This is a genomic window from Ruegeria sp. O5, assembly GCF_056535105.1.
Window position 1 is genome coordinate 104,219 of record NZ_JBQERN010000001.1, and the last position, 16,710, is coordinate 120,928.

General features: G+C 56.4%; 15 protein-coding genes. 5 read left to right on the plus strand and 10 right to left on the minus strand.

Annotation, left to right across the window (positions count from 1 at the left end; genetic code table 11):
- The first annotated feature begins 101 nt into the window (after nucleotides 1–101).
- From ACR0M3_RS00495 to ACR0M3_RS00505, 3 genes are read left to right on the plus strand one after another with little or no spacing between them, the layout of a single operon-like run.
- Nucleotides 102–1,454: a CHAD domain-containing protein gene (locus ACR0M3_RS00495; RefSeq protein ID WP_480909199.1), complete on the plus strand. Its 1,353-nt coding sequence runs from the start codon at nucleotides 102–104 to the stop codon at nucleotides 1,452–1,454.
- 3 nt (nucleotides 1,455–1,457) lie between these two features.
- Entirely contained in the window at nucleotides 1,458–1,802 is a 345-nt protein-coding gene (locus tag ACR0M3_RS00500) for an AAA family ATPase (protein ID WP_480583889.1), read from the plus strand.
- Nucleotides 1,803–1,832: 30 nt separating this feature from the next.
- The gene (locus ACR0M3_RS00505) at nucleotides 1,833–2,300 is read left to right on the plus strand and encodes a CYTH domain-containing protein (protein ID WP_480909202.1); all 468 of its coding nucleotides are present in this window, start codon (nucleotides 1,833–1,835) and stop codon (nucleotides 2,298–2,300) included.
- Here ACR0M3_RS00505 and ACR0M3_RS00510 read toward each other — a convergent pair.
- The 9 genes from ACR0M3_RS00510 to ACR0M3_RS00550 all read right to left on the minus strand — a co-directional run bounded on the left by ACR0M3_RS00510 (nucleotide 2,297) and on the right by ACR0M3_RS00550 (nucleotide 13,842).
- Nucleotides 2,297–3,667, minus strand: a complete 1,371-nt coding sequence (locus tag ACR0M3_RS00510) for a sensor histidine kinase (RefSeq protein WP_480909204.1) — start codon at nucleotides 3,665–3,667, stop codon at nucleotides 2,297–2,299. The two genes, ACR0M3_RS00505 and ACR0M3_RS00510, sit on opposite strands and share 4 nt — an antisense overlap.
- Complete coding sequence (locus ACR0M3_RS00515; protein WP_267366336.1) at nucleotides 3,660–4,340, minus strand: response regulator transcription factor; 681 nt, start codon at nucleotides 4,338–4,340, stop codon at nucleotides 3,660–3,662. The genes ACR0M3_RS00510 and ACR0M3_RS00515 overlap by 8 nt, the downstream gene beginning before the upstream one ends.
- 181 nt (nucleotides 4,341–4,521) lie before the next feature.
- A complete protein-coding gene (locus tag ACR0M3_RS00520) occupies nucleotides 4,522–5,958 on the minus strand; it encodes a DegQ family serine endoprotease (protein ID WP_480772614.1) in 1,437 nt (478 codons plus the stop codon).
- Between the two features lie 749 nt (nucleotides 5,959–6,707).
- The gene (locus tag ACR0M3_RS00525) at nucleotides 6,708–7,307 is read right to left on the minus strand and encodes a nucleotidyltransferase family protein (RefSeq protein ID WP_480565052.1); all 600 of its coding nucleotides are present in this window, start codon (nucleotides 7,305–7,307) and stop codon (nucleotides 6,708–6,710) included.
- A gap of 31 nt (nucleotides 7,308–7,338) precedes the next feature.
- A complete protein-coding gene (locus tag ACR0M3_RS00530) occupies nucleotides 7,339–9,756 on the minus strand; it encodes a GcvT family protein (protein ID WP_480909208.1) in 2,418 nt (805 codons plus the stop codon).
- A 96-nt stretch (nucleotides 9,757–9,852) separates the two neighbouring features.
- Nucleotides 9,853–11,160, minus strand: coding sequence for an HlyC/CorC family transporter (locus ACR0M3_RS00535; RefSeq protein ID WP_480505427.1), 1,308 nt, complete (start codon nucleotides 11,158–11,160; stop codon nucleotides 9,853–9,855).
- Between the two features lie 63 nt (nucleotides 11,161–11,223).
- On the minus strand, nucleotides 11,224–12,180 hold the full coding sequence (locus ACR0M3_RS00540; RefSeq protein WP_480909211.1) for a site-specific tyrosine recombinase XerD: 957 nt from the start codon (nucleotides 12,178–12,180) through the stop codon (nucleotides 11,224–11,226).
- A gap of 2 nt (nucleotides 12,181–12,182) precedes the next feature.
- Nucleotides 12,183–13,703 (minus strand): hypothetical protein, encoded by a 1,521-nt coding sequence (locus ACR0M3_RS00545; protein ID WP_480481231.1) that lies wholly within the window; start codon nucleotides 13,701–13,703, stop codon nucleotides 12,183–12,185.
- The gene (locus ACR0M3_RS00550) at nucleotides 13,693–13,842 is read right to left on the minus strand and encodes a hypothetical protein (RefSeq protein ID WP_209504123.1); all 150 of its coding nucleotides are present in this window, start codon (nucleotides 13,840–13,842) and stop codon (nucleotides 13,693–13,695) included. Before ACR0M3_RS00550 ends, ACR0M3_RS00545 begins: the two co-directional genes overlap by 11 nt.
- Before the next feature lie 79 nt (nucleotides 13,843–13,921).
- Between ACR0M3_RS00550 and ACR0M3_RS00555 the strand changes: the two genes are divergently transcribed.
- Both ACR0M3_RS00555 and aroB read left to right on the plus strand, forming a co-directional pair.
- Nucleotides 13,922–14,509 carry a shikimate kinase gene (locus tag ACR0M3_RS00555; protein WP_480909214.1) on the plus strand — a complete coding sequence of 196 codons (588 nt, stop codon included), beginning with the start codon at nucleotides 13,922–13,924 and terminating at the stop codon, nucleotides 14,507–14,509.
- Nucleotides 14,509–15,621, plus strand: a complete 1,113-nt coding sequence (aroB, locus tag ACR0M3_RS00560) for a 3-dehydroquinate synthase (protein ID WP_480909217.1) — start codon at nucleotides 14,509–14,511, stop codon at nucleotides 15,619–15,621. Before ACR0M3_RS00555 ends, aroB begins: the two co-directional genes overlap by 1 nt.
- A gap of 9 nt (nucleotides 15,622–15,630) precedes the next feature.
- Here aroB and ACR0M3_RS00565 read toward each other — a convergent pair whose 3' ends face one another.
- Nucleotides 15,631–16,701 carry a site-2 protease family protein gene (locus tag ACR0M3_RS00565; protein WP_480909220.1) on the minus strand — a complete coding sequence of 357 codons (1,071 nt, stop codon included), beginning with the start codon at nucleotides 16,699–16,701 and terminating at the stop codon, nucleotides 15,631–15,633.
- Nucleotides 16,702–16,710 lie beyond the last annotated feature (9 nt).

The following is a 16,710-nucleotide window of genomic DNA, read 5'->3' on the forward strand; positions in this document are numbered from 1 at the left end:
CCATTGCCGGGTTTTCCCAAAAAGTTTCACCCGATAGCCCCGTCGCAGCTTTCGCATTGCTGGATTGTCACGATCAGTCACTGCGCGCCTCGGGTCGTGCTTTGATCGATACTGGCGGGGTGTTGCACCTGCTGCGGAAGGACCACGGCCCTTTGTCTCAGCAGCACTCGGGGCATCTGCGGTTTGCACGGGACTTGCCAGAAGGGCCGGTTCAGAAGGCGCTGAGCGACTTTCCTGAACTACGGGCGCTGACGCAGATCGGTGTTGGGGAGATCAAGGTTCAGACCTTTGCTGTACTAGATGATCTGCAAAAGACAAAAGTCAGGGGAACTTTAACGTACATGTCGACGCCATCAGGGCAGGCGACCATTGTACGAATTCAGAAGTTGCGCGGGTATAAGAAGGCTTATCAGTTGGTCTGTTCTGCTCTCGCCAACATTACGGGCGGTGTTCATGATATTGAAACGCTCTATTCCAGCCTGGTTCCAGACATGGTTCCCTATCAGGCCAAGCCTGAAATGAAGATTGGTCAAGCAGAACCTTCCTGCGAAGTCGCTGCAAAAATCATTCAAACATATCTGCGGGTTGCGCGGCAAAACGAAGAGGGCGTGATCGCTGATATCGACACTGAGTTTTTGCACGATTACCGGGTATCGCTGCGCAAGATCAGGTCAGTGATCAGCCTGTTCAAGGGGGTGTTGTCCGTAGCCCAGACGGCCGAGCTGAAGCGGGTCTTTTCCGACCTCATGACCTGTACTGGACCTCTGCGTGATTTGGATGTCTACCTTCTGGAAAAAGAAAAGTATTTCAATCTTATCCCGCCGAACCTTCACTCAGGACTGTCCGAGATGTTTGATCAGTTTCAAACGGAACGTGCACAAGAGCAACTGCGCCTGTCACGCTGGTTGGGCAGCTCCGACTACACGACGTCCATGACCGACCTGACCGCAATGTTTGCAAGTTCAGATCACTTGGACCTTGGGCCAAACGCGTATCTCGGTGCGTATGACTATGCCTGCGCGCTGATCTGGAAGCGCTATCGCAAGGTGTGCAAACTGGCGCGCGGCATAAGCGACGATAAACCAGACAGGACGGTGCATGACCTTCGTATCGAATGCAAAAAACTAAGATACCTGATGGAATTGTTTACCCCACTATTCGACGGGAATGGATTTAGAATGATCCTTAAGCCGTTGAAAAAACTTCAGGATAGTCTTGGTTTGTTCAACGATTATTCTGTTCAGCAAGATGCGTTGTTGACCTTTGTAGCGTCGCACGCCGATACGCAAGGCCGCGTGGACGCGCAGATCGGTTTGTCCGTGGGCGGCCTAATCGCTGTGCTTGATCAACGCCAAAAGACGGAAAGAAAGCGCGTTGTCGCAAGTTTCCATCAGTTCGACGGGCAAGAAATCCGGCACATGTTCCGCAGTCTGTTTCACCACAAAAAGGAGTAAGGAATGAAGATCATTGCCTTTTACAGCAATAAGGGCGGTGTTGGACAAACCGCGACTTCCGTGAACCTGGCCTATGTCTGTGTGCAAACCGGTCGGCAGGTTTTGCTGTGCGATCGCGATTCTGGGGATGCGTCTGGGGTCTATTCTCGAGCCGCCAATGAAATCCTTGTTCCTGCCATTCCCACAACCCTGTTCGAGCGGTTATTTGGTCAACTGATTAGCATTTTCGACAAACACAATATGCATCAGAAAAGCTGCGGTCGTTCTTTTCAATGGCGCAGCATCGGGCCTTTGCCAATACTTACGCAGGTCGCGGCGCGGCTGGCAAGCATACCGGGCGCTGTTTGATGAGCTGGAAGAAAGAGTGGGGGCGCTCCGATGAGTACAGAAATTGAGCGCAAGTTTTTGGTGGCAAATTTACCGGACTTGAGCCGCGCAGAAAAAGCAATGGTGCGTCAGGGTTATCTTACCTCTCCGGATGATTCGACCGAATTGCGCTTGCGGCAAAGGAACGATGTGTTTTTCCTGACCTTGAAAGGCGGAGGTGATCTTGTACGTGTTGAGCGTGAGACAGAGATAACCCGAGACCAGTTCGAAACTTTCTGGCCGGAAACCCAAGGACGCCGGGTCGAGAAGGTACGTTATACGGATCAAATGCCGGACGGCCACCAGTTCGAGCTGGATATTTTCTCAGGCGGCCTGGAACCCCTGCGTTTGGTTGAGGTTGAATTCCATACCAGTGAAGCCGCAAATGCTTATGTCCCACCGGATTGGTTCGGTGCTGAAGTTACAGGCGATAAACGGTATAAAAACACGATATTGGCGGTAAACGGACTGCCGGATTAACTCTGAATTGCCAGATTGATCGTGGTTTCCAGACCCGGGTCGCAGTTTCGGGCTGCGAATGTCCCGCCATGCATATGGGAAATCGCGGCAACCAGTGCGAGCCCCAATCCCGCGTTGCGTTCCGTCCGCGCCGGATCAAGCGTGACGAACGGAAGCTGAAGGCGATCCAACTCTCCGGGCGGAACACCCGGACCACGGTCCCGAACCCGCAATTGGGCAAATCCGCCTTGGGTACCGATTGAGATCGTGATTGCGGTATCTGCCGGTGCATAGCGCATAGCGTTTTCCAGCAGATTGGAAAGAGCCTGCGAGAGGAGGGGCCGGTGCCCCTGAATAGCTAGGGCAGAGCCCGTAACCTCAAGACGGATGTCCTGATCCGCGGCCACCGGATCGTAAAGCTCTACGACATCGCCAACCAGTTGCTGCAAATCAATGTCTTCGAATTGTTCGCGACCCAGACCAGCCTCGGCCCGCGAAATTTCGGTAAGCTGTCCCAAGACCCGCAAAACATGGTCGATTTCTCCCGTTGCCCGCGCAATGTCGATTTCGCGGTCCAGATCGCTTTTGCCGGGCTCGGAAAGGGATTCGACCCGTTGACGAAGACGGGACAAAGGAGAGCGCAAATCATGTGCGATAGAGTTTGAGGTGGTGCGCAGATTACTGACCAGCTCTTCGGTCCTGTCGAGCATGTTGTTCAGCGTTCCAGAGACCTGATCAAATTCATCTCCGGTTCCGCGCAGGGGCATCCTTTTGGAAAGATCGCCGGAAACGATGTTTTCGGCTGTGCTTGCAATGTCCGACAGGCGTGAAAACACCAGGCGTGTGAATAGCCAGCCGGTGATCACGCTCAGAACAAATGCTATCCCTAGCGCCAGTGCCAGAGATCGGAACAACACTCGGTCGAATTGTTGACGGGCCGCCGCATCCCGTCCCACCAAAAGGCGTTCGCCACCGGGCAGGCGGATCGATGCCGCCGAGATAGGCACCAGTTGGTCATTGTCAGCCCTGCGCAACTCAAGGTCGACCCAACCGCTTCCGGCGGTCACATTGACCGGCCAGGTTTTCAGGTTACCCACAAGCTTGACGCCTTGCCGATCCGCCAGAAGATACAGCGCGTCTCGGTCGGGTGCGCTTGGAAGACGGCGTTCGATCGCTGTGATCAGCCCGATCAGCCCGCGCCGTTCATATTCATCTGCAAGCCCGGTCAGTTCGGCGGACACGACTGATCGGGTCTCGGATTCGATGCTTCTGTTGGCCGTCACATAGACCAGTGCCAGCACGGACGCGGTCAGGAACGTGCTTAGCACCATGCTGGTGGCGACAAGTCTTGTTCGTGAATTATTAAGGGAAAGCCGAAGGTTATCCATCGGACATCATGTAACCTGCTCCGCGAACAGTTTCAATCAAAGGTGTGTCTCCGCCTTCATCCAACTGGCGGCGCAGCTTTGAGATGTGAACATCAACAACGTTGGTGTTCGGGTCGAAATGATAATCCCAGACGCCCTCAAGCAGCATGGTACGCGACACGACACGGTTCTTGCGGCGCAGAAAGAATTCAAGGATCTGGAATTCACGGGGCGTCAGCGTGATCTCATGGCCGTCCCGCGTAACCTTGCGGGTCAGAAGATCCATTTCAAGATCCTTGCAGGTCAGAGTCGGCGTTTCCTCGGATTCCTGCGGACGTCGCAACAGGGCTTCGATCCGTGCATGAAGTTCCTGAAACGAGAAGGGCTTGACCAGATAATCGTCGGCGCCTGATCGCAATCCTTTGACGCGCTCGTCCACTGCACTCATGGCCGTCAACATCAAGACCGGTGTTTTCAGCCCTGCTGCACGCAGGGATTTGATCAGGGACAGCCCGTCCAGACCGGGAAGCATCCTGTCCAGCACAATGGCGTCAAACCCGCCATCCGTTGCGTGGTACAATCCCTCGCGGCCATCAGCAGCCGTTTCGACAACATAGCCTTCTTCGCCAAACCCTTTGGCAATGAAATCCCTGGTGTCAGCGTCATCTTCGACGATCAACAGACGGCGGCTCATGATCTGGCTCCTTTTCCCTTGGGATTTAAACACATTATCCAAACAAAGCCCATGGAATGCAGAATATCTTGCCGGGTGCTGGGCACGCACCCGGCAAGCCCGACGGACAGCGGACAACTCAGGTCCGCCGGGTGAGGCGCGCGCCGGATCTCCCCATCAAGCGACGCGCGCATAGTGTTGGTCAGACCAATTCGACGGCAACGAAGATCTGGCTGCCGGCCCGATTGATCAATACCAGTGCCGGGTCCGTCTTTTCGCTGTCCAGTGCCGCCTTCAGCGCTTCGGGTGTGAACGTGTCTTGGTTGCCCAGTTTGACGATCACGTCACCACGTTGCAGACCCGCCCGAGCCGCAGGGCTGTCCGGTTGCAGGTCTGTGACGACCACACCTTCGACGGCTTTAGCGATACCTGCCTCGGCCCGCACCGTTTCGGTCAGGGGGGCCACGGTGACACCAAGCGACGTGCCTGCCGCCTCGGATTCGACAGGGGTGTCGGACTGGGCCGCCGCTACCTGATGCTGGCCAACGGTCAAAGTGACCGTTTCCTGTTTGCCATCGCGCAGAATGGTCAAATTACTGGCGGTGCCGACCTTGGTTGTGCCCACCAGAATGGGCAGGTCACCACTGGAGTCTACGGCTTCGCCGTTGAAGGACAGGATAACATCGCCTTGTTCCAGAACTCCGTCTGCGGGGCTGTCGGCGACAACATCTGCCACCAGTGCACCCGAGGAGGCATCAATTCCCAGCGCCGCAGCAAGCTGCGGGCTGATATTCTGGATCGAAACACCCAGCCAACCACGGCTGACCTGCCCATCATCCTGCAGATCGGCTGCAATATGTTCAACGATGTTCGAGGTTACGGCAAATCCCAGCCCGACAGATCCGCCACTGGGGGAATATATGGCCGAGTTTACACCAATCACTTCGCCGGCCATGTTGAAAAGCGGGCCACCAGAGTTGCCCTTGTTGATGGCGGCGTCCGTTTGAATGAACTCGGCATAAGGCCCGTCCGAGATATTGCGACCTTTCGCCGATACAATGCCGGTAGTGACCGTCGAGCTCAAACCAAACGGGTTGCCGATCGCTACGACATCTTCGCCTACGCGGATTGCATCGCTGTCACCCAGTTCGACAGCTTGCAGGCCCGGGCCTGCATCAATCTTCAACACTGCGATGTCTGTCAGCGGGTCGGTGCCAACCACCTCGGCCTCAAATGTCCGGTCATCACTTAGGCGAACGGTTACAGTCGCGGCATTGTCCACCACATGGTGATTGGTGACGATATAACCGGCTTCATCCAGTACAAACCCTGACCCGAGCCCTTGTGCCGGCCCGCGTTGAGGCATGTTGAACCCTTCAGGCCCACCAAAGCGCTTGAAGAATTCCCCAAACGGATGACCGTCGAAATCAAAATTCTGCCCCTGTGCGGGGCTTGAGGCGGCCTTTTGTTCGGCAATGATGGTTACAACCGAAGGGGAAACGGATTCGACAAGATCGGCAAGCGCCTCATCCGCCATCGAAGGTAAAGCGGTTGTGGCCAGCATGGCTGCGCCCAATGCGCTGACCCCCATCCAGTTGGATGTGCGGGGAAGTAAAAGCGAAGATTTTCGGATGCTCATTTCTGTCTCCTGGTTTGATCACGCAATTTCCGTTGCGCGTTGAGACATGAGATGCACTGGCAGGATTGGGGTTTCCTGACTGATCAATTAATAAATCTTAATTTTGCCACAAAGCGGGTGTTTTGTGGCGAAGGACGTTGATCAGGATTCGCTGATTTAACCGGGTAGGTCGAAGGCGAATCGGAGGATTGTTGCCAAAACAGACGTCAAACTTTCAAAAAAGTTGAATTTTCATTGTTTTGTTGACAATGCTTTCACTGAACAGTGGGGAAAAATGCTGCTCTTCCAATGGTTGTGGGCGAGTCCGGGAGTCATCGGACTTGACGCTGTAACTTTGCTGACAGGCAGCTGAATGGGTGCATAAGTTTGCGCTTAATCCCGAATCGTTGATATGCGCACCGGACTTGGATCGCCTATAGGTTGAGCAAGCCCTGGGGCTATGTTGCCTAAAAGCCAAATCGAGGTGCGCGAAATTAACCTATTCTTCCAATTTTACGTTGTTTCTAAAGATCGGATAGGTGAGGATGAAATTGCCCAAGTGAGGGGAAGCCAAAAGCGCTAGGGGGCGCTGGCGGCTAACTCAGTTACCGGAAGTTTTAGCGGCGTGTTAACGAGGGGGTCTTGTTTAGGTTTAGCTGCTAGGGAACCAGAGTGTCTTTAAGACCTATTGGTCAAACTTTTGGAATTGTGGAAAGTGGTAGTCCTGTATTGGGCACCGGCCCGGTCGATATCGACCGGGCCGTGTTTATTCAAGAAGTGCGCTTCTTACACCAAGCATCCCAATCTTCCGGCGTATCCAAATCCAAAACCGCGTTTTGACCGGGAAGTGGTTGCAGGAATACGCCACCCTGTTGTGACCGAACCACCGTCTGCGCGCCGTGATCGCCGTGCAATACCAAGAGCTGACTGAAAAGCGTCCGATCGAAGATCACCGGGTGCCCGGGCTTTCCATCTGCGGTTGTTCCGCGCCAGATTACATTGTCGGGATGTAATTGACGTGCATTCAAGATCGTTCTCAGATCAGCCTGGGTCAGGTCAGGTAAGTCGGCCAGCAAAACCATGACTGCGGGTGCGTCTACAGGAAGGTATTCTATGGCGGTGCGCAAACTGGCGTTCATTCCCTCTGCCGCGTCCGGAACCGGAACGGTCTGAACATCCAGTCCCGCAAGTGCGTCATATCTTGGGTGTGGACGCGGTGGCAGGGCGACAAGGACAGGCGCCACACCACGCGCAAGGGTCGCCGTACGGGTCAGCAGTGGAATGCCGTCGATTTGCTGCAAAAGCTTGTCCAACCCGCCCATACGACTGGATTGACCGGCGGCAAGCAGGATGATTGGGATTTCGGTCATTGTGCCTCACTGCCGTCAGTCATGTGTGCTGTCATCCCCTCATGCGTGTGCCATCTGAGTCAAACAAAGGTGTCGAGATAACCTTCGCTTTGCGCATCTGCCCCAGAATCTCGATTTCAACCTCCAGACCATCTTCTATGCGCCCGGACGGAAGAAAGCCCATGGCGACGGATTTTTGCGCAAAATGAGAGTAGCCGCCCGAGGTACAGAACCCGACAACCGAACCATCCAGCCAGATCGGTTCATAGGCGTTGACGTCTGCATCGTATGTTTCAACTTCGAAGGCTGCCAGCTGGCGGGTGGTTCCGTTGGCCCGTTCTGCTTCCGCTGTATCGCGGCCGATGAAACGGGTGCTTTTGTTGAAAGCAATGAACCGGTCCAACCCCGTTTCTGCGGCGGTGTAATCTGGCGAATATTCCCGCATCCATGAGCCAAAGAACTTGTCTAGCCGCAGGCTCATCATTGCGCGCATTCCGAACGGAACAATGCCGTGGGGTTGTCCGGCCTCCCACAGCGTCCACCAAAGCTGACGCTGCGCTAAGGGGTCGCAATAGATTTCGTAACCAAGATCACCCGTATAGCTGACACGCTGAACGATACAGTCGGTCATGCCGACAGTCATCCGGCGCACGTTCAGGAAGTTGAAATCGGCCAAGTCGTCTCGGGTGCAGGCTGCCAGAACCTGCGTTGCCTTCGGGCCGGCAATCTGGAAGCCGTTCAACCGGTCGCTGACGTTTTCAATCCTCACGCCGTCCTGAGCGTTTTGCTGGAACCACCGCATGTGGAAGGCCTGACTGCCATAAGACGCCGTAAGCTGGAAGTCGGTGTCAGTCAGGCAGGAAACGGTGAAATCACCGATTAGCTTGCCCTTGTGCGACAGCATCGGGGTCAAAGACAGCCGACCGGGTTTCGGAATGCGGCCAGCCATGATCCGGTCCAGCCAGTTCCGAGCATCGGGTCCGGTGATGCGGTATTTGCCGAAATTGTGGACTTCGTTGATACCCACAGCTTCACGCACCGCCCGCACTTCGCGCCTTGTCGCCGCGAACGCGTTCGAGCGGCGGAAGGATGGCGTTTCAAACCCCGGCTCATCTTCCTGAGCAAAATAGTTTGGGACCTCAAGGCCGTATTGCTGCCCCCAGACCGCGCCCAGCTCGCTGAAGATGTCATACATTGGTGTTGTGCGGTTGGGGCGCGCGGCAGGCAGTTCTTCGTTCGGATAGGCGACGCTGAAGCGTTTCTGATAATTCTCGATGACTTTGGGGCGGGTGTAACCTGGGCTGATCCAGTCTCCGAAGCGGGCAACATCCATGGCAAACACATCGCGCTCGGGCTCGCCTTCGATCATCCACTGCGCCAGCGTCAGGCCAACGCCGCCACCCTGACTGAACCCGGCCATGACACCGCAGGCCGACCAGTAGTTGCGCAATCCGGGTACAGGGCCGACCAGCGGGTTGCCATCAGGGGCAAAGGTAAACGGCCCATGGATCACCGATTTTATCCCAGCCTCAGCCAGCACAGGAAAGCGGCGATACGCGAATTCGATACTGTCGGTGATCTTTTCATAGTCATCGGGCAGCAACTCGTGCCCGAAATCCCAAGGGGTGCCGTCTACTGCCCAGGGCTTGCAGGGCTGTTCGTAGAACCCGATGCACAGGCCACGCCCTTCCTGCCTTAAATAGCTTTCACCTGCCGGATCCATGACGTGCGGATGCTCGCCACCCGCATCGATAATTGCTTCGATCTGTGGGATCGCGTCGGTGACAAGATATTGATGCTCCATCGGGTGCAGGGGAAAATAGACACCGGCCATGGCGCCAACTTCACGTGCCCAAAGCCCGCCTGCATTAACAATGTGTTCGGCATGGATTGTGCCCTTGTCGGTGACGACATCCCAGCTTCCATCGGGGCGCTGGTTGGTTTCACGCACCATACAATGGGTTTCAATTGTGGCACCGCCCATTCGCGCGGCCTTGGCATAGGCATGGGTGGTGCCTGAGGGGTCCAAATGTCCATCCAGCGGATCGTAAAGAGCACCGATAATTCCGTCGATATTTGTAATGGGCGCGATCTTTTTGATTTCTTCCGGGCCGACGATTTCTGTCTCAAGCCCCATGAACCGATGCTTGGCGCGTTCCGCCAGCAGCATATCAAACCGGTCCTGATTGTCGGCAAGTGTCACACCGCCCACATGGTGCAGGCCGCAGGACATGCCGGTGATCTGTTCCAGTTCTTTATACAGCCTGATCGTGTATCCCTGTAGCGCCGCCATGTTGGTGTCGCCGTTGAGGGTGTGAAACCCGCCTGCCGCATGCCAGGTCGATCCGCTGGTCAGTTCGGACCGTTCCAGCAACATGACGTCCGACCACCCGAGCTTGGTCAGGTGATAAAGAACCGAACATCCGACAACGCCGCCACCGATGACGGCCACCTGGCATGTGTTTTTCATCTGCTCCTCCATCTCTGGTAGGACGGTGCAGATCAACGATAAAGCATTCTGTCATACGAGCGACAGAGCGCGTCGTTTTTGTCTGGCGTCCAAACCCTATAAGGGCCGCACTTTCAGGGCTGTGATACGATTGCCTTCGCGTGCTGTAACCTCGAACCGGAAGCCATGGAACGAAAACACTTGCCCAACAACCGGGATCATCTGGGCTTCGTGGATGACCAGACCAGCAAGAGTGTTGGCTTCTTCATCCGGTAGCGACCAGTCCAGCGCACGATTGACATCGCGAATGGTCATAGCGCCTTCGACAAGGAATTGGCCATCATCCGTCCGCACGACCGGCACCTCTTCGGCGATATCGAACTCATCGGCGATTTCGCCCACGATTTCTTCCAGAATATCCTCAAGCGTGATCAGTCCACGCAATGAGCCGTATTCGTCCACCACTAGCGCAAAATGACCGTGCATTCGCAGAAACTCGCGCATCTGGTCATCCAGAGTTGTGGTCTCTGGAACGAAATAAGGGGCATTCGCGACTTTGCCGATGTCAAAGCTGGCCAGACGGTCGGTGCCGCCGTCACTGCTGCCAGCCTGCGCATACATCGCGCGGAACAAATCCTTGGCGTGAACAACGCCAACAATGTTCTCCTGCTCGTCCCTGAAAACAGGCAGACGAGTGTGAGGGCTTTCAAGGCATTGCCTCAGGATAGCTTCGGGTGGGGCGTTCGCATCGATCATCTCGATGTTGGAACGGTGAAGCATGATCTCTTCCACCGTGCGGTCGCCCAGATCCAGCGCGCCGAGGATGCGGTCGCGATCTTCTTTTTCAACAACACCTTCTGAATGGCCCAGTTGCAGGGCGCCTGCGATTTCTTCGCGCACGGCCAGAATGTTGCTGTCCGGATCGATCTGAACTCCGAACAAGCGCAATACGCCACGCACCAGCAATCGCACGGCTGCGACGACAGGCGAAAACACCGTCACGACCACGCTGATGATCGGCGCAACGGCCGCAGCGGCCTTTTCGGAATTGGTGATGGCGTATGTTTTCGGCAAAACTTCGGCAAAGATTAGCACCAGAAAGGTCATGACCAGCGTCGCCAATGCCACGCCGCTTTCGCCAAAAAGACGTGTGAACAACGCCGTCGCCAGTGACGCGGCAAGAATGTTGACGAGGTTGTTGCCCAGCAGAACCGACCCGATCAGACGTTCGTTGTCGTCGGTGATTTCCAGCGCCTTTTTAGCCCCGCGTGATCCCTTGTCGGCCTGAGCGCGCAGTTTTCCCCTAGATGAGGCGGTCAGCGCCGTTTCCGAGCCCGAGAAAAATCCGGACAGGATAAGCAGGAACAGGATAGCGCCGGTCGTAAACCAGAATGCGCCGTCGATCATAGAAGGTAAGGGTTCCATTGGTCCTTGATAGGTTAGTGTACTGCATCCGTTATGGGGACGTCGCTCCGCTGGATCAAGGTCTTAGCCTTTGTCCTCATTGCGGTCTTTGCTCAGCGGGTGATGTTGCAACACCAGTTCCGCCAGACGTTCATCCAGAACATGCGTATAGATTTCGGTCGTCGCCACGTCTGCATGACCCAATAACGTCTGGATCGATCTCAGATCAGCACCATTGGCCAGCAGATGCGTAGCGAATGCATGGCGCAGCGTGTGTGGCGTGACTTTTTCAGAAGAAACACCGCCGCGTACAGCCAGCTCTTTCACCAGCAAAAAGAACCTGTGCCGTGTCAGATGACCGGACTTACCGCGTGATGGGAACAGAAAGCGCGAGCGTTGAGCGCCTTTTTCCGCGGCCAGATCCTCGGCCTCGTCCCGCGCGGTCAGCCACGCGGCCAGCGCATCCCGGGCCGGGGGCGACAGGGGGACCATTCGCTCCTTCCCCCCTTTGCCCAGCACCAGCAGCATCCGGGGATCGCCACGGGCCGAGGAGACTGGCAGGGAGACAAGTTCAGTCACCCGCATTCCTGTGGCGTACAAAACTTCCATCAGGCAGGTGTTTCTTAGCCTGTCAGCTTCGGTTCGCCCGGTTTGTCTGGCGGCCTCCAGTAAACGATCAACTTCGGGCACATCCAGCGTCTTGGGCAACCGTTTCTGCCGGCCGGGACCTTTGATCTGAATGGCAGGATTGGTCGCGCGCCAGCCTTCCTCAAAGGCAAACCGGTACAGCTGTTTTATAGCAGACAAACGCCGCGCGCGGGTCGAACGTGACAAGCCCTGTGCATCGCAGTCGATCAGGTAGGCTTCGATCAGGTCGCGATCTGCCTGATCAAATCCGGATTTCTTGCGGTCCAGCCATTCGGTAAAATCTTTCAGGTCGCGCCCATAGGCCAGCAGCGTATTGGTCGCAGCGCCAAGCTCTGCCGCCTGCGCCTGCAAGAACGTTGAAATCCACAGTGCATCTGATGCCGGAGAGCCCATGATCAACGCTCTTGCAGGATCAAAAGGGACAGGGCCGCACGTCGCGCGGTGTCCTCCAGCCCAACGCGCCGGAATGTTGCAATTGCCGCTGTCATATCCACCAGATTGCCCCGCGCGCCATGTGCAAACAATTGCATGGCTTCAATAATGGCTTCGCCCAATTGACCGTTGGCCAGCAACGCATCAATGTCGCCTGGCACAGGCGCTGCCCATTCAAACCCCTGAGCGACGGCATCAGCCAAAGGGGACGGGGACACCGCGCGCCCGGGATCGCCTTGTGCCAAAGCGGCAAGAAACTGGGTGTCGTTGGATGTGTCAGGTGTTGACAAGGCGGCCTGTTCGTAAAGCCCGGACAGCATCAGAATACGCCAGCGCAGGCTTTCGGTGGTGGCAACCGGCAATGTGACAGATGACAAGCGCTCGGCGAACAGTTCGGCAAACGGAACCTCAAGCCCGACACCACGCATCTGTTGCCAGACCGGCTGCAAAGTCTTTCCTATCGCTTCCGCGTTCCCGGTGTCCAACGCGCTTTCAAATCGCTGAACGGCAGCAACCCGGTCCCAGACAGCACCTGAGGCTGCTGGATCACGCTCAGTATAAAGACCCAGCAGCTGATTGGGGGTTAATGCGCCAATTCGGGTCAGCCGCTCCGCTGCTTCAATCTGTGCCTTCCAACCTGCGACATCGCGCAGATCCGCATTGGCAAACGCCCGTGGCAGCGGAGCGGAGGGAAGCCGTTCGCCAATTGCCTCAAACAAACGGAACGTCAGGGGATCAGGGTTTTCCGGCTGCGGCAGGTAAGCTGCGCCTTCATACAGTTCCGGGCTGAGGAAACGGTCCAGAACCGCCAGATCCTCTGGTGGAAGGATTTCAAGCGCATGCGCTGCCTCAAGTGTCAGCGCGGCTGAAACCCAATCCCCGCGGCGGGCCTTGCAGAAGATCTGAGCCGCATAGTCCCGCGAAAGATGCGGTTCAGCAATAAGGGCGGTACAGCTACGATCCTCATCCCCGGTCAAGAGCGTCGCATCGAACCAGCGCTTGAAACGGTCCTGCGTGTCAGTGGGCCCGGCCAATTGAACAAGCGACTGCGCCGGATCAGCAGCGCCCAGTTGCATCAATCGGTCCAGCCGTGCAAGCAAAAGGATTTCTTCGGCCAGAGGCCCTGACGGCGCGCGGGTTTCAGACAAGAGCAGCGTGAACAACAATCGCTGCATGGCCGGGTTGTCACGCACGTGGACGTCGGCGATCAGTTCGGCCAGGCGATCCGCATCGCTGCCCTGCCAAAGGTCGACGGGCAGACCGGTGACAGAGGACGAAACAAGGCCCAGCGGCTGCGACAGTGCCTCAAGCGAAGTCACCTCAATTTCCGGCAATGCGCCATCTTGCGTAACCGGTGGTTCCAGCAGAACGGTTCCCGGCAGGTTTTCCGGCGGGTCTGTCAGCCATTCGATGGCGGATAAAGGTTCCTGCGCATGTGCCGACCCGGCCAGTGTGATTGCCAAAAGCAGTTGCTTAGTTGACATCCAGTGCAACCGGCTCGCGAATTTCACTTTGAGGCGCAGAGAAATCCGCACCAAAGAATGGACCGACATAGGCATAGGCGACCAGCCCGATGAATGCCAGGCACAGAACATATATCAGGAATTTGATCAGACGGCTCATGGCGTCACGCTGCCTCAATTTTTGATTTTGACCAAGTTATAACTGGCATTTTTCCCAAGATCACGTCATTCACGGTGAAATGAGCGAAATTAAGCATAACACGCACTCAGCGGACGCGCAGACCCGGTTTGATCTGCACAAAACCGTGGTTCTGGTGGGGATGATGGGGGCTGGTAAGACAGCCGTGGGCCGCGCTTTGGCCGCGCGTCTGGGTGTTCCCTTTCTGGATAGTGATGCTGAAATCGAATCAGCCGCCAACATGACCATCCCCGAAATCTTTGAGCGGGACGGGGAACCTTTTTTTCGCACCAAAGAATCACAGGTTATCAGCCGCCTGCTGGATGACAAAAAAGGCGTACTTTCAACGGGTGGCGGGGCGTTTCTTCAGCCTGACAACCGGCGTATGATCACCATGCGGGGTGCGTCGGTCTGGCTGCGGGCAGACCTGAAAGTTCTGTGGAGCCGTGTCCGCCACAAGGACACGCGCCCGCTGCTTCGTACTGCCGATCCTTATGCGACATTGAAAGCCCTCTACGAGGCGCGTGTTCCGGTTTACGCCGAGGCGGATCTGATCGTGGATTCGGATGGCGAAACTTCGATCGAGAATATGGTGGACCGGGTTGTCGACGCCTTGTTGGCGCGCCCTGATGTTTTGGAAATCAGATAATGCATCAAACAGTACACGTTGAACTTGGGGACCGGTCGTATGACGTAGAAATCGGTCCGGATCTTCTGGCGCGCGCGGGCGATTGGATTGCACCGCTATTGGCGCGTCCTAAGGTGGCCGTCCTGACAGATGAAAGTGTCGCTGATCTGCATCTGGAAACGCTGCGTGCGGGTCTGAAAGCCACCGGGACCGAAATGTCCGCGCTGGCCTTACCCGCCGGAGAGGCAACAAAAAGCTGGCCACATTTTGAACGCGCGGTTGAGTGGCTGTTGGCTGAAAAGGTTGAACGCAGCGACGTTGTTGTGGCCCTTGGTGGTGGGGTAATTGGTGATCTTGCAGGCTTTGCCGCGGCCGTCCTGCGCCGAGGCGTTCGGTTCGTGCAAATCCCCACGTCTTTGCTGGCGCAGGTCGACAGCTCTGTCGGGGGGAAAACAGGGATCAACGCCCCTCAGGGGAAGAACCTGATCGGCGCTTTTCATCAGCCATCGCTGGTTCTGGCAGATACATCTGTGTTGCAGTCCATGACCCAGAGGGACTTTCTTTCAGGGTATGGCGAGGTGGTGAAATACGGCTTGCTTGGGGATGCGGAATTCTTTGAATGGCTTGAGGTGAACGGGCAAAGCGTCTCCTCGGGCGACATGGCCGCACGTGTGCGTGCGGTAACCCGCTCGGTTCAGATGAAAGCCGATATTGTGGCTCGGGATGAAACCGAACAAGGTGACCGCGCCCTGCTGAATCTGGGGCACACCTTCTGCCATGCCTTGGAGGCCGCCACAGGTTATTCCGACCGTCTTTTGCATGGCGAGGGCGTGGCCATCGGCTGTGCACTTGCGTTCGAGCTTTCGTCCCGCCTTGGCCTGTGTTCGCAAGAAGACCCAAGCCGGGTACGCGCGCATCTGCGGGCGATGGGCATGAAAACGGACCTGGCTGATATTCCCGGTGACTTGCCAAGTGCCGAGGCGCTGGTGGATCTGATGGGGCAGGACAAAAAGGTCGTGGACGGCCAGCTGCGGTTTATCCTGGCCCGCGGAATTGGTCAGGCTTTTGTGACCTCGGATGTGCCGAAGGATACGGTATTGTCGGTTCTGTCGGACGCGCTAGCCCCGGTGTGACGCAGGGGATTAACGGCCCTGAATAACCATCAGCTCGCCAATGTTTTCGCGGGTTATGTAACCGATCATGTGACCGCCATGGGTCAGAACTGCAATGGCTGGCGCCCCATTGTGCAGGTGTTCCAGCACGTCCTCAAGGCCGGTTGTCAGCAAGACTGCGGGAACGTTGGCATCCATGATCGAGGTCGCGGGCGCAGTTCTGGGCTGGTCGCTTGCCAGGGCAGTGAACAGGCGATCGCGTGTCACAAAACCCAGCAAAGTATGATTTGAGTCCAGTACCGGAAACTCGTGCTGAGTGGTGTGAATGACGGCTTGCGCAGCTGTGCTCAGCGTATCGCTGGGGGATAGGGCATGAAATTCGGTGATCATCGCGTCACGGGCCAGAACGCGGCGGACCGCGGATCGCAAAGCGACTTCCTGGCTTTCTGCATTGGCCGCAAAGAACACAAATACGGCGATCAATACAAGAATTGGATTGCCAGAGCTCAGCCCTAGAAATCCAAACCCGATGGCGACAACCTGGCCACCAACGGCTGCAATTCGGGTGGCTTTGACACGATTCATGCGTAAACACAGTAGGGCGCGAAAGACGCGGCCTCCGTCCATTGGGAATGCCGGGATCAAGTTGAAGATGGCCAAGAGCAGATTGATATAGGCCAGCTTGTCCACAATCCTCACATTTGGTGACTCCAATTGCGCGAGGGTCTCAAGCGGCATCCCTGCGCCAAGCACGGCAAGGCCAATGAAGATAGCGATATTCACTGCCGGGCCCGCAAGCGCCACCAGAACCTCTTGCATCGGTTTTTCCGGCATTCTCTCAAGCCGGGCCAGGCCGCCGATGGGCAGAAGGGTGATGTCGGGGGTTTTGATGCCATAGCGCCGCGCCACAAGGGCGTGACCGAACTCATGCGCGACAACGCAGGCAAACAGCGCCAGAACAAAGAGAAGGTTCTCAATCGCGGCTGGCATTCCACCGGCTGAGAAAGCGGCAAAACCGACCCAAGCGAGCAGCAGAAAAAAGGTGACATGGACCCTCAGTTCGGACCCGAGCAATCGGCCGAGAGAGAAGGACCATGTCATGTTGTTTCT

Excerpts from the sequence above, each read along its gene's own strand:
- ACR0M3_RS00500 (WP_480583889.1), top strand. The coding sequence starts at position 1,458 with ATGAAGATCATTGCCTTTTACAGCAATAAGGGCGGTGTTGGACAAACC.
- ACR0M3_RS00505 (WP_480909202.1), top strand. The coding sequence starts at position 1,833 with ATGAGTACAGAAATTGAGCGCAAGTTTTTGGTGGCAAATTTACCGGAC.
- ACR0M3_RS00510 (WP_480909204.1), bottom strand. The coding sequence starts at position 3,667 with ATGGATAACCTTCGGCTTTCCCTTAATAATTCACGAACAAGACTTGTC.
- ACR0M3_RS00515 (WP_267366336.1), bottom strand. The coding sequence starts at position 4,340 with ATGAGCCGCCGTCTGTTGATCGTCGAAGATGACGCTGACACCAGGGAT.
- ACR0M3_RS00520 (WP_480772614.1), bottom strand. The coding sequence starts at position 5,958 with ATGAGCATCCGAAAATCTTCGCTTTTACTTCCCCGCACATCCAACTGG.
- ACR0M3_RS00525 (WP_480565052.1), bottom strand. The coding sequence starts at position 7,307 with ATGACCGAAATCCCAATCATCCTGCTTGCCGCCGGTCAATCCAGTCGT.
- ACR0M3_RS00530 (WP_480909208.1), bottom strand. The coding sequence starts at position 9,756 with ATGAAAAACACATGCCAGGTGGCCGTCATCGGTGGCGGCGTTGTCGGA.
- ACR0M3_RS00535 (WP_480505427.1), bottom strand. The coding sequence starts at position 11,160 with ATGGAACCCTTACCTTCTATGATCGACGGCGCATTCTGGTTTACGACC.
- ACR0M3_RS00540 (WP_480909211.1), bottom strand. The coding sequence starts at position 12,180 with ATGGGCTCTCCGGCATCAGATGCACTGTGGATTTCAACGTTCTTGCAG.
- ACR0M3_RS00545 (WP_480481231.1), bottom strand. The coding sequence starts at position 13,703 with ATGTCAACTAAGCAACTGCTTTTGGCAATCACACTGGCCGGGTCGGCA.
- ACR0M3_RS00550 (WP_209504123.1), bottom strand. The coding sequence starts at position 13,842 with ATGAGCCGTCTGATCAAATTCCTGATATATGTTCTGTGCCTGGCATTC.
- ACR0M3_RS00555 (WP_480909214.1), top strand. The coding sequence starts at position 13,922 with ATGAGCGAAATTAAGCATAACACGCACTCAGCGGACGCGCAGACCCGG.
- aroB (WP_480909217.1), top strand. The coding sequence starts at position 14,509 with ATGCATCAAACAGTACACGTTGAACTTGGGGACCGGTCGTATGACGTA.
- ACR0M3_RS00565 (WP_480909220.1), bottom strand. The coding sequence starts at position 16,701 with ATGACATGGTCCTTCTCTCTCGGCCGATTGCTCGGGTCCGAACTGAGG.